The organism is Vibrio sp. 10N.247.311.14, from assembly GCF_041467715.1.
In the GTDB taxonomy this organism is placed as follows: domain Bacteria; phylum Pseudomonadota; class Gammaproteobacteria; order Enterobacterales; family Vibrionaceae; genus Vibrio; species Vibrio crassostreae_C.
Window position 1 is genome coordinate 16,612 of the sequence record NZ_JBFSVE010000064.1, and the last position, 12,545, is coordinate 29,156.

At 44.2% G+C, this 12,545-nt stretch carries 13 protein-coding genes; 7 read left to right on the forward strand and 6 right to left on the reverse strand.

What is annotated here, in order from left to right; translation table 11 throughout:
• The first annotated feature begins 19 nt into the window (after positions 1–19).
• Positions 20–718, forward strand: a complete 699-nt coding sequence (phoU, locus tag AB6F11_RS19170; protein ID WP_009848270.1) for a phosphate signaling complex protein PhoU — start codon at positions 20–22, stop codon at positions 716–718.
• Between the two features lie 9 nt (positions 719–727).
• On the opposite strand, the gene AB6F11_RS19175 is transcribed toward phoU, so the two are convergent.
• The 5 genes from AB6F11_RS19175 to AB6F11_RS19195 form a co-directional block, all read right to left on the reverse strand.
• A complete protein-coding gene (locus AB6F11_RS19175; protein WP_102394402.1) occupies positions 728–1,219 on the reverse strand; it encodes a hypothetical protein in 492 nt (163 codons plus the stop codon).
• Positions 1,220–1,367: 148 nt separating this feature from the next.
• Entirely contained in the window at positions 1,368–1,919 is a 552-nt protein-coding gene (locus AB6F11_RS19180) for a porin family protein (RefSeq protein ID WP_050653343.1), read from the reverse strand.
• Positions 1,920–2,047: 128 nt separating this feature from the next.
• Positions 2,048–2,977, reverse strand: a complete 930-nt coding sequence (locus tag AB6F11_RS19185; RefSeq protein ID WP_102320718.1) for a LysR family transcriptional regulator — start codon at positions 2,975–2,977, stop codon at positions 2,048–2,050.
• Positions 2,978–3,076: 99 nt separating this feature from the next.
• The gene (locus tag AB6F11_RS19190) at positions 3,077–3,820 is read right to left on the reverse strand and encodes a copper homeostasis protein CutC (protein ID WP_102320717.1); all 744 of its coding nucleotides are present in this window, start codon (positions 3,818–3,820) and stop codon (positions 3,077–3,079) included.
• A gap of 298 nt (positions 3,821–4,118) precedes the next feature.
• Complete coding sequence (locus AB6F11_RS19195) at positions 4,119–4,727, reverse strand: peroxiredoxin C (RefSeq protein WP_017062526.1); 609 nt, start codon at positions 4,725–4,727, stop codon at positions 4,119–4,121.
• A gap of 210 nt (positions 4,728–4,937) precedes the next feature.
• On the opposite strand from AB6F11_RS19195, the gene AB6F11_RS19200 reads away from it, so the two are divergent.
• A complete protein-coding gene (locus AB6F11_RS19200; protein WP_017062525.1) occupies positions 4,938–5,843 on the forward strand; it encodes a hydrogen peroxide-inducible genes activator in 906 nt (301 codons plus the stop codon).
• 69 nt (positions 5,844–5,912) lie between these two features.
• Here AB6F11_RS19200 and AB6F11_RS19205 read toward each other — a convergent pair whose 3' ends face one another.
• Positions 5,913–6,359, reverse strand: a complete 447-nt coding sequence (locus tag AB6F11_RS19205) for a CBS domain-containing protein (RefSeq protein ID WP_017062524.1) — start codon at positions 6,357–6,359, stop codon at positions 5,913–5,915.
• A 334-nt stretch (positions 6,360–6,693) separates the two neighbouring features.
• Here AB6F11_RS19205 and queA point away from each other — a divergent pair, with 334 nt between their 5' ends.
• The 5 genes from queA (at position 6,694) to secF (ending at position 12,352) form a co-directional block, all read left to right on the forward strand.
• The gene (queA, locus tag AB6F11_RS19210) at positions 6,694–7,746 is read left to right on the forward strand and encodes a tRNA preQ1(34) S-adenosylmethionine ribosyltransferase-isomerase QueA (RefSeq protein WP_102394403.1); all 1,053 of its coding nucleotides are present in this window, start codon (positions 6,694–6,696) and stop codon (positions 7,744–7,746) included.
• A gap of 190 nt (positions 7,747–7,936) precedes the next feature.
• Positions 7,937–9,073: a tRNA guanosine(34) transglycosylase Tgt gene (gene tgt / locus AB6F11_RS19215; RefSeq protein ID WP_017056177.1), complete on the forward strand. Its 1,137-nt coding sequence runs from the start codon at positions 7,937–7,939 to the stop codon at positions 9,071–9,073.
• 110 nt (positions 9,074–9,183) lie between these two features.
• Entirely contained in the window at positions 9,184–9,513 is a 330-nt protein-coding gene (gene yajC / locus AB6F11_RS19220; protein ID WP_010440492.1) for a preprotein translocase subunit YajC, read from the forward strand.
• A gap of 20 nt (positions 9,514–9,533) precedes the next feature.
• Positions 9,534–11,390, forward strand: a complete 1,857-nt coding sequence (gene secD, locus AB6F11_RS19225; RefSeq protein WP_102320714.1) for a protein translocase subunit SecD — start codon at positions 9,534–9,536, stop codon at positions 11,388–11,390.
• 14 nt (positions 11,391–11,404) lie between these two features.
• Entirely contained in the window at positions 11,405–12,352 is a 948-nt protein-coding gene (gene secF, locus AB6F11_RS19230) for a protein translocase subunit SecF (RefSeq protein WP_017062837.1), read from the forward strand.
• The last annotated feature ends 193 nt before the right edge of the window (positions 12,353–12,545 follow it).

Consider the following 12,545-nt stretch of genomic DNA (forward strand, 5'->3'; position numbering starts at 1 on the left):
TTTCTTTCAAGGAGCAAGTATGCATTTCGGTCGCCACATTTCAGGGCAATTCAATGTCGAGTTAGAATCGATCCGTACTCATGTATTGACCATGGGCGGGTTAGTGGAGCAGCAACTCTCGTTTGCAATGCAGGCGCTTCATAAAGACGATGTTGAATTGGCCAAAAAAGTGATTCGTGATGACCACAAAGTGAATGCGATGGAAGTGTCGATTGATGAGGCTTGTACTCGAATCATTGCAAAGCGTCAGCCGACAGCGAAGGATCTGCGTTTGATTATGGCGATCATCAAAACGATTACCGATCTGGAACGTATTGGCGATGTTGCTTCTAAAATTGCGCAAGGTGCTATTGAGATCCCTTCAACCAAAGAGCAAAAATTTCATGTCTCATTAGAGCCTCTTTGTCGTCAGGCAATCACCATGCTTCACCAAGTATTAGATGCGTTTGCTCGTATGGATGTTGATGCGGCAGCTGAAGTTCACAAGCTTGATGATAAGTTGGATGCGGAGTACGAGGCCGTTATTCGTCAGTTAATGACCTATATGATGGAAGACCCTAAGAACATTCCTAATATTTTGCAGGTGATGTGGTCAGCGCGTGCGATTGAGCGAGTGGGAGACCGCTGCCAAAATATCTGCGAATACATTATTTACTTTGTGAAGGGTAAAGATGTACGTCACCTAGGCGATCAAAGCCTTGATGACGCACTCAAATAGAGCTTATCTTTAGAAGCTAATTATTGCACCAAGATTGAAATTGACCGTTGTGTCGTAAGGCACAAAGGTTTTGTTGTGTTCAAAAATATTCATATCAACACCAGCACGTAATCCAAGCATTGGTGTCGCTTGGTAAACGTAGGCCCCGCCTAGGCTTATACCATGTGTTGTTTTCTCTTCTACTTCGCCTGAGCGCGTTTTCGTACCGTCATAACTTGCCACGCCAATTTCAGCCTGAAAGCCGTGGATTTGGTTTCTTCCAAACATGTTTTGTATACCAACACGATACGCATCAACCGTTTCGTCATATCGATCGCTGTCATACCAAAGGTGAGAATAGCTAAGGTAAACGGCACCTAAATTTGCCACATCGGTGATGCCCGCCTGCATTCCGAAGCCATGATAAGAGCCAATTTTTAGTTCCGGGGATAAATGAAGAGCACTTGCTGAAACGGAAGTAGAAAGGGTAGATAGTAAAAGCAGGGAAGTTTTTATCTTCATAAAAATACCTAAAGCAATTAACCGTCCGTGGCTGCAATGAATTTTGATTTGAGAATTGTTCAAAAGTGAGTCAACTTTGATGAGGTGTTAAAACCCAGCAATTGACTGATTGTAAAAAACCAGCTTAGACGCTGGCTTTTTCAATCTATTAGAAGCGGTAACCGACAGTCCATGAGAATGTGTCGTAATCTACGTCATCGTAGCTCGCGAATTCAAAGCGCATGTCGGTGTATAGGTGTGGCCCGAATTCAGCTCGACCACCTAGGCCAACAACGAAGCTGGTATCGTTGTATGATTCAGTCCACTTCTTGTCTAGGATGCTAATTGAATTATCTTCACTTTGACGAGCTAGGCCCAGAACACCATAAGGTTTCAAAGAGAAGCCATCTAATTCAAATTTATAACCGATATCAGCATCAACTTGGAATTTGTAACCATCGATCTCGGCTTTTATACCTTCAACGTTTTCGTCATCGCTATTCGTTGCGTAAGAAACGTTGATACCTACGATACGGTTAAATTCATAACCATATTCAAGTTTGATACCGTTACCCCAATCAACTGTGTCATCGGTTAGCCAATCGTCTACTTGAGTTTGGTTGTAACCGATACCCACACGGTGTTGGCTGTCAAAGTTGTTTGCAAGAACTGGAACAGAAAGTAGTGAAGCTGAAATTAGGGTAGTAAGTGCAATTTTCATATTAGTCTCTATTTAGGGTTAACTTAACTGCACGATCCTTCGTAGTTCAGTATCCGTTTTGATAGGGCTAATATTAAACAGTGTTTTATTTTTAGGCTAAGTAGTATTTTGTATAATTGTAATAAGCACTACTTATTAATCTGTTCGTTTAGTGCTTGCTGAACAACATCGCAGAGCCACATATGAAGAGGGCTATTACGATTCTTTGTATGGATATGGCTATATACTCCGACCATTTTTAGTTCGCTCGCGATGTCAATATCAATAGCTCTCAGGTTGGGATAGTTATGGATAGAAAAGAGGTTGGAATGTGGCATGTACATATCAGAATTAAGCAGAACATCAACAAGAGCTGATACCATTTCAGAACGAAATCCAACGCGATGAGGAATCGAGTGGGTTTCTAATATTCGTGAAGCTTGACTAAAGTTATCGTTCCACCCTGGTGATATTAGTGATGCAATCTCATAGCCAGCCAAATCTTGTGGGGTGACAATTGATTTTTTTACTGGATGGTCTTTTCTTACAAATAGCCGTCCATCAAGCTCAACGAGCTTTTGAATATAAATTTCTTTTGAGACATTAGGTAGTTGATAAGCAACGCCTAAAAAGATCTTTCCTTTTTGTATGTCTTCAACTGAGGATGTTGTCCAGCTAGTTAATTCTAACTCACAGTTTGGAGCTTGATGCTTGATGATTTTGTAGAGAACCCCTGATAAACATGATAATACCGCGGGGGACAACGCAATTTTTATTGGGTTGTCAATTTGCTTTGGGTCAAAGGTATTTGAGGAGTTAATTGCGGTTTTCAAACCATCTAAATGAGGTGAGATTTCATTCGCTAGCTCTTCGCTAAATGCGGTGGCTTGTAAGCCACCATGAACTTTAACGAAAAGGTCATCGTTGAAGTGGTGTCTTAGCTTTTGCAGGGCTTGGCTAACCGCTGGCTGAGAAACGAATAAACGCTCCGCAGCCTTTCTGGTGTTTTGTTCTTGATAAACAATCAGAAATGTTCGTAACAGGTTTAAATCAAGAGAGCTGAATAAGTCTTTAGCCATATCTATCCATGAAAATTTTCTGCGCTATTAAATCTAATATACGTCAGTCAGTTAGATTAGTCAGCGAGGTTCTCTGGATTTATGCTGGCGATTATTGCCCTAAGCGGTGAGGGCGGCTCTCACATCAGATATCTTACTCGCATCTGTCACTGGGATCTGATAATCATCAATATCATCATTGCCCATTTGAGCACTCGAGTTGTTTTCCATTAGGCTCGGTCTTGTTGATTTACCTGAAAGGTGAAGAGCAGGTACTTGGGTAGCGCTTTGAATCATTTTAGCATTCGCAGCGTTAACGCCAGCCCCCGCCATGATATCAATTCGTCCATCGGCTTGTTTGACCATTGCAGCCAATACATCGATACCTTGCTCAGCATTAGCAGCAAGCCCTGATGTCAGGACTCTTTCGCATCCAAGTGTAATGATTTGTTCTAATGCTGCTTGGAAATCAGAGCTTTGATCGATGGCTCTGTGGAAGGTAATCCCAAGCTTTAACGAGTGCGCTTTGTCAGCCAGTTGTTGCATTTTTGGCATATCGATACTTCCGTTCGGCGCTAACACACCAAGTACGACCCCATCCAATCCTGCATTTGCACAAGCTTCAATATCTTCAAGCATACAGAGCATATCGTCGTTATTGAAAATGAAATCGCCTTGTCTTGGTCTTATCATAGCGTAGACAGGAACGGACGAAATTATTGCCGCTTGCTTCATCATTCCGAAGCTTGGAGTTAATCCGCCAAGTGCCAATGAAGAGCAAAGCTCAATTCGATTCGCGCCACCAGATAGTGCGTTATGAAGAGATTCTAAGTTATCGATACAGACTTCAATTTCGGTGTTCATCTTGTTTATCCGTTCAAAAAGATACTGATGAAATAATAGCAATCTAGATACGGACATGAATAGGTTGTAGCGGAGGAAAATAGAGGTAAAGTTTGGGTTTAGAACTACCTCAATTATGTATATAAGAAACAGTCTAGGGAGAAAACAAAAAGCCCGAAGCGTTAACTTCGGGCTTTTAATAGGACTTTACTTCTTAACTGATTGGCGGTGCGCTTTGCGCTATTAGCTTATGCTTTATGTCTCTTTATAGAGAGTCTTCCAACCATTAACCCGCGTTGAGTTCGGGCTTAAGAGATAATTACTTGCTTAGGTCGTCAGCGTGCTCAGATAGGAATGCTGCAACACCTTTTGGAGATGCGTCCATACCTGATTTACCTTCTTCCCATTGTGCAGGACAAACTTCACCGTTCTTCTCGTGGAAGTTTAGTGCGTCTACCATGCGTAGCATTTCGTCGATGTTACGACCTAGTGGAAGATCGTTAACTACTTGGTGACGTACAAGACCGTCAGCGTCGATTAGGAAAGAACCACGGAAAGCAACGCCTGCTTCTGGGTGCTCAACATCGTATGCTTTGCAGATCTCGTGCTTAACGTCAGCAATTAGAGGGTATTTAACTTGACCGATACCGCCGTCAGCGATAGCAGTATTACGCCATGCGTTGTGAGAGAATTGTGAATCGATAGAAACACCGATTACTTCAACGCCTTTGGCTTGGAAATCTTCTAGACGGTTGTCGAAAGCGATTAGCTCTGAAGGACAAACGAAAGTGAAGTCTAGTGGGTAGAAGAAAACTACAGCTTTCTTACCTTTAGTGAATTCTGCGAAGTTGAAGTTATCAACGATCTCACCGTTACCTAGAACAGCTGCTGCAGTAAAGTCAGGGGCTTGACGACCTACTAGTACCATTTTGGAATCTCCTAAAAAATTAGTTGGCCCAACACATCTTTGTTTGGGCTCCGTTTCTACGCGACAAACTATAGTACAATCGGTACTATAGAAAAAAGCGAATTAAATAGATTAAGTTAATCGAAAAAAGCGATAAGCTTATTCTTTGTCCTGTCCTTAGGTCTTATGACCTTTACGTAACTTATCCTACTCATATTACAAAGTAATTTCATGAATAAATGGCCAAGTCTTAAGCAACTTCACTATCTTGTTACTCTTCACGAAACTCGTCATTTCAGTGATGCCGCTGATCGCTGTTTCGTCAGTCAATCTACGTTAAGTAAAGGCATTCAAAACCTAGAGGAACTCATTGGTTGCCCGCTTTATGAGAAGAAAGATAAAAAGAGCCCGCTGGTTTTCACGCAAGCAGGTGAGCTGGTGGTCAAGCACGGTCGAGAGCTATTGGCGAAAGGGCAAGATCTTGTCGAACTTGGAAATCTATGTAATGGAGACGCGATGCAAGGGCAGCTAAGAGTCGGGTGTATCCCTACCATTGCGCCATTCCTTCTGTGTGATTTGGTACAAGAGGCCAACCAACGCTTTCCTCAGCTTAATTTATTGTTACGTGAAGACACAACAACCAACCTATTGGCTGCGCTGCGTCATGGAGACTTAGATGTACTGATTCTGGCTCTGCCTGTCGATATCGACAATATGGAAAGCCAAGTTGTTGGGCAAGACCCTTTCCGTATGGTGATAAGTCGCAATCAAGCTGACGGTATTCGTGTTCCGATTAAATACGATGACCTGCCCGACGAATCTGTATTCTTGTTGGAGAACGAGCACTGTTTAACAGAGCATGCTGTGTCGGCTTGTAAGTTAACGGATAAAGAGAAGATAAACCCGTTCACAGCGACGAGCCTTCACACATTGGTGCAAATGGTGGCCAATGGTTTAGGAACCACCTTTATTCCGCAAATGGCGATCGACCACGGTTTATTGGAAAACCAGAATCTCGTTGTGATCGATCCTCCTGGTCAGCAGGCCTACCGAGATATTGGCCTTGTCTGGCGACCAAGCTCTTCGCGTCGTGAGACATTCCATCAATTAGCGGATGTGGTATCTGAGCTTCTATAATAATCCGCTGCGACAACAATCCCTCTGAGCGGCTGAATTGGCCGCTCTTCTTTATATCAATTCCGAGCGTTACTCTACTTCTGCTTCTTCTGGCTCTACTTCTTCTTGCAGCTCCAGTAAATTGATCGCTATCGTGACAAAATCGCTGTCTGTAATAATGCCTACTAGTTCGTGGTTTTCTACGACAGGTAAACAGCCCACTTTATGTTTCTGCATGTAGATAGCCGATTCTTTTAATCCTGCACGCGGCTCTACCGACATAACACTTTTGTGCATGATGTCGTTGAGGGGAGTAGCAAGAGTAAAAGATTGAGCTTGTGGGATGTTTTGTAGGCTGGATTCTTGAGCGGCGAGAACGTCTCGTTGTGTGACGACACCTAGTAGTTGCCTGTCGGAATCGACGACCGGAATATGGCGGATATCAAGTGCTTCCATCATGTGCTTAGCATCGGCCAGTGAGTGTGAGCGCAATAGGGTATGAGGGTTGCGAGTCATCATATCTTCAACCTTGATCATACGAACCTCCTTCTTTTTTATTTGTTGCTATTACTATAGTTTTTTATCCAAAAAATAACTGAGATCTGACGCATTCTTGGGTGAGTTTTATGCAACTAATTCTTTAGCTTGAGGAGGTGAATCAGTCGCATTATTTTACGCCTCTTTACAATAATCCAGTGCTGTAAACCTTGCTATTGCGGCTCGTGTGCCTATACTAGCCCACTGCGAAATTTTTAGTCGTGTTTGCGATGTGTTTCTGGTAACGATTGACTTACCGTAACGATTATCCAGCAACTACGATTTATGATTCGTCAACGGCACAAATCTCATCAACTAAGACAAGACTAGACACATGCAAGTTTCAGATTTTCACTTTGACCTACCAGATGAACTCATTGCTCGCTACCCTCAAGAGGAGCGTACAGCAAGCCGCCTGCTTAAATTAGATGGCAACAGCGGTAACCTAGCTGATGGTTCGTTTAAAGACGTTTTAGACTTGGTTGAGCCAGGCGATCTTGTTGTTTTCAATAACACTCGAGTGATTCCAGCTCGTGTATTTGGTCGCAAGGCATCAGGCGGTAAGCTTGAAGTGCTGGTTGAACGTATGCTTGATGAGAAAAGCATTCTTGCGCATGTTCGTTGTTCTAAATCACCGAAGCCGGGTACCAAGTTGTTCCTTGGTGAGAACGATGAATATGAAGCTGAAATGGTGGCGCGTCACGATGCGTTATTCGAAATCCATTTCACATCTGATCAAAGCGTTTTAGAGATTCTTAACAGTGTTGGTCACATGCCACTGCCTCCTTACATCGATCGTCCTGATGAAGATGCAGATAAAGAGCGCTACCAGACTGTCTATAATGAAAAGCCGGGTGCGGTTGCAGCGCCAACAGCAGGCCTTCACTTTGATGACAAGCTAATGGCTGACATGAAAGAAAAAGGTGTTGAGTTTGCTTACGTGACGCTTCATGTTGGTGCTGGTACGTTCCAGCCAGTAAAAGTTGATAATATTAACGATCACCACATGCATGCTGAGTACGTTGAAGTGCCGCAAGAAGTGGTTGACGCCGTAGCTGCAGCAAAAGCTCGTGGCGGCCGTGTTATTGCTGTTGGTACAACATCAGTACGCTCACTAGAAAGTGCAGCGCAAGATGCATTGAAGAAAGGCACCGAGCTCGTTCCTTTCTTTGGTGATACAGAAATCTTCATCTTCCCTGGCTATGAATACCAGTTGGTGGATTGCTTGATTACCAACTTCCACTTGCCAGAATCAACACTGATTATGTTGGTGAGTGCATTTGCTGGCTACGATAATGTGATGAACGCATACGATCACGCCGTGAAGAGCGAATACCGTTTCTTCAGCTACGGCGATGCGATGTTCATCAATAAGAAAACGAGCTAAGTTAAGCTGGTTTAAGCGATACAAAAATTTACGGGTGCTAGCAGTAAGCTAGGAGTCGGGCAGGGTGTCTGTCTAATCTCTCGCAAGGAATACGCGACCGCTCCTCATAGAACCCACTAGACTGAACTTTAGTTTGGCCTAAGGTTCTGAATTAACAGTCAGATTGTTTCTCTGGCATATTGGAGGCTTCGTGAAATTAAAATACGAACTTAAAAAAACTAATAGCGGCGCACGTCGTGGTCAACTTCAGTTTGAACGCGGTACCGTTGAAACCCCAGCATTCATGCCTGTAGGTACTTACGGTACTGTTAAAGGTATGACACCTGAAGAAGTAAAAGACACAGGTGCTGAAATCCTATTAGGTAACACATTCCACCTATGGCTACGTCCTGGTCAAGAAATCATGAAAATGCACGGTGACCTGCACGATTTCATGAACTGGCACGGTCCTATCCTGACAGATTCAGGCGGCTTCCAAGTATTCAGCCTAGGTGCAATGCGTAAAATCACTGAAGAGGGTGTTCATTTCCGTAACCCTGTAAACGGTGACAAGATCTTCATGGACGCTGAGAAGTCTATGGAAATCCAAAAAGATTTAGGTTCAGACATCGTAATGATCTTCGATGAGTGTACGCCTTACCCTGCGACACACAAAGAAGCAAAAGACTCAATGGAGATGTCTCTTCGTTGGGCTGAGCGTTCACGTAACCACTTCGATAAACTTGAAAACCCGAACTCACTGTTCGGTATCGTTCAAGGTGGCGTGTACGAAGACCTTCGTGATGTATCCGTTAAAGGCTTAACTGAAATTGGTTTCGACGGTTACGCAGTAGGTGGCCTAGCAGTAGGCGAACCAAAAGAAGATATGCACCGTATTCTTGAGCACACATGTCCTCAACTGCCGGAAGATAAGCCACGTTACCTAATGGGCGTAGGCAAACCTGAAGACTTGGTTGAAGGTGTTCGTCGCGGTATCGACATGTTTGACTGTGTAATGCCAACGCGAAATGCACGTAACGGCCACCTGTTTGTGACTGAAGGTGTGATCAAGATCCGTAATGCGAAGCATAAAACCGATACAACACCACTAGATTCAGAGTGTGACTGTTACACTTGTAAGAACTACAGCAAGTCGTACTTACACCATTTGGATCGTTGTAACGAAATCCTAGGTGCTCGACTGAACACGATTCATAACCTGCGTTTCTACCAACGAGTAATGTCAGACATTCGTCAGTCTATCGATGAAGACCGCTTTGAAGAGTTCGTTGCAGAGTTCTACGCAAGAATGGGGCGTGAAGTGCCACCACTAGGTAAAGAATCTTAGTATTTCTTTTTTGCGAGCCCTATCTCTCTTCCGAGTGATGGGGCTTGAAAATAAAGGGATGCGACCCAATTAGACAAACAATTACGAAAATATAATAGAGGATGTTTTAAATGTTTATTTCTCAAGCTCACGCAGCAGCAGAAGGTGCACCAGCAGGCGGCGGTTTCGAAATGCTTATCATGCTAGGTATGTTCGCTGTGATCTTCTACTTCATGATCTACCGTCCACAAGCTAAGCGTGTTAAAGAGCACAAGAACCTTATGTCTTCTATGGGCAAAGGTGATGAAGTTCTTACAAGCGGCGGCCTAATTGGCAAGATCACTAAGATTGCAGAAGACAGCGACTACGTTGCTATCGAACTGAATGCAAACAACGAAGTAGTTATCAAGAAAGACTTCGTTACAGCAGTGCTACCAAAAGGTACTCTGAAATCTCTATAAACAGCTAGAGGATCCTCGCTGTGCTAAACCGTTACCCGTTATGGAAGTACCTGATGGTGGTGTTTACTATCGCCATCGCTGCGTTGTACGCACTTCCGAATATATACGGTGAAGATCCGGCAGTTCAAGTTACAGGGGCGCGCGGCGCCTCTGTAGATATGTCTACGCTGGATGCTGTCACCAATGCTCTTGAAGCTGAAAACCTTTCTACTAAATCCGTTGCTCTAGAAAACGGTTCCATTCTTGTTCGCTTTAACGATACAGACTCTCAAATTAGTGCTCGTGATGTCATCACTGAAGCATTAGATGAAGACGTAATCGTTGCTTTAAACTTAGCTGCTTCAACTCCTGATTGGCTTGAATCTATTGGTGCTGCACCAATGAAGCTTGGTCTTGACCTACGTGGTGGTGTTCACTTCTTGATGGAAGTGGATATGGACGCTGCGATGCAAAAGCTGGTTGGCCAACAAGAAGAAGCGTTCCGTAGCGAACTTCGTGAAGAAAAAATCCGTTACCGTGCAATTCGCCCATCTGGTAAAGATGCGGTTGAAGTGATTCTACGTAACGCCGAGCAGCTTGCTGAAGCGAAATCGCTACTGCAATCTAAGCACCAAGACATGACGTTTGTAGATTCTGAATCTAATGGTCGTTTTTCTTTGGTTGCTAGCTTCACAGAGGCTCGTCTTCAAGAAATCCGCAACTATGCGGTAGAGCAAAACATTACCATTCTACGTAACCGTGTTAACGAACTTGGTGTTGCTGAACCTTTGGTTCAACGTCAAGGCTCTAGCCGTATCGTAGTGGAATTGCCTGGTGTTCAAGACACGGCTCGCGCTAAAGAAATTCTTGGTGCTACCGCGACGCTTGAGTTCCGTGAAGTGGATAGCAGTGCTGACTTAGCCGCTGCCGCTTCTGGTCGTGCCCCTGCGGGTAGCGAAATCAAGCAAGATCGTGATGGTCGCCCTGTGGTACTTAAGAAGCGCGTTATCCTAGGCGGTTCAAGTATTACTGATGCAAGTTCAAGTGTTGATGAATATGGTCGTCCTCAAGTTAACATCTCGCTAGACAGCGAAGGTGGTAGCAAGATGTCTGCATTCTCTCGTCAGAATATCGGTAAGCTAATGGCAACGGTATTTGCAGAGTACAAAGACAGCGGTCGTAAAACACCGGAAGGTCGAGTTATCTTAAGTAAGCACGAAGAAGTGATTAACCAAGCGACGATTCAATCTGCGCTAGGCCGTAACTTCCGTATTACTGGTATTGACTCAACGGCTGAAGCTCATAACTTGGCACTTCTACTGCGTGCTGGTGCGTTGATTGCGCCTATCTCGATTGTAGAAGAACGTACGATTGGTCCATCTATGGGTCAGCAAAACATCGATATGGGTATCATGGCGATGGTTTGGGGTATGGCTGCTGTAATGCTGTTTACGCTGCTTTACTACCGTAGCTTTGGTCTGATTGCGAACGTTGCGCTAATGGCTAACTTGGTGTTGATTATCGGTGTTATGTCGATGATTCCGGGGGCTACCATGACCCTACCGGGTATTGCCGGTATCGTATTAACGGTCGGTATGGCGGTTGATGCGAACGTTCTGATCTTTGAGCGTATACGTGAAGAGCTTCGAGATGGACGCAGTCCACAACAAGCGATTCACCAAGGTTACGCGAACGCATTCAGCACAATCGCCGATGCCAACATCACCACACTACTAACAGCAATCATTCTATTTGCTGTGGGTACGGGTGCTATCAAAGGCTTCGCGGTAACGCTGTCTATCGGTATCTTGACTTCAATGTTTACAGCTATTATCGGAACACGTTGTATCGTGAACCTGATGTATGGCGGCAAACGCGTTAAAAAACTGTCGATCTAAGGCTAGGAATTAATATGTTTCAGATTCTAAAAGCAGACAAAATGATCGACTTTATGCGTTGGTCAAAGGTTGCCTTTGTTTTTTCTATCTTGATGATTGGTACTGCTATCTTCACCCTAACAACGAAATCGTTGAACTGGGGTCTAGATTTTACTGGCGGTACTCTGATTGAAGTTGGTTTTGAACAACCGGCACACCTTCCTGATATTCGTAGTGCACTAGAAGCCGAAGGCTTTGGTGATGCAACGGTACAGAACTTCGGTTCAGCTCGTGATGTGATGGTTCGTTTACGTCCACGTGATGGCGTAGCGGGCGAAACGCTTGGTAACCAAATCCTTTCTGCTATTGAGAATGGTACTGGTGAGCAAGTTGAAATGCGTCGTATCGAGTTCGTTGGTCCTAACGTGGGTGACGAATTAACAGAAGCGGGTGGCCTTGCTATTCTAGTTTCTCTTATCTGTATCTTGATCTACGTATCAGTGCGATTTGAATGGCGTTTGGCTGCGGGTGCAGTATTAGCACTGGCGCACGACGTTATCATCACTCTGGGTGTGTTCTCTCTAATGCAAATTGAGGTCGACCTTACCATCGTAGCAGCCTTGCTAACGGTCGTCGGTTACTCCCTCAACGATACCATTGTTGTATTCGACCGTATCCGTGAGAACTTCCGTAAGATGCGTAAGGGTGAAGCACCTGAAGTACTGAACAGCTCAATCACACAAACATTGAGCCGTACATTGATCACTTCTGGTACCACGTTATTCGTAGTTATCGCACTGTTCGTTCAGGGCGGCGCTATGATTCACGGCTTCGCGACTGCACTTCTACTGGGTATTACGGTTGGTACTTACTCTTCTATCTACGTTGCATCTGCACTGGCTATGAAGTTAGGTATTACGCGTGAACACCTAATGCCACCACAAGTGGACAAAGAAGGTGAAGAGTTTGACGAGATGCCTTAGGCCTTGGCTTAATAAGTTTCGCTAAACAAAAAAAACCGCTAGGCAACTAGCGGTTTTTTTACGTCTGTATTCTAGGGAAGCTCAATACAATTTAGCGTTGAAGTATGTTGAACTTCATTTCACTAAGAGACATCCTGATCGTATCTCGTATCTCGTATCTCGTATCTCGTATCTCGTATCTCGTATCTCGTAT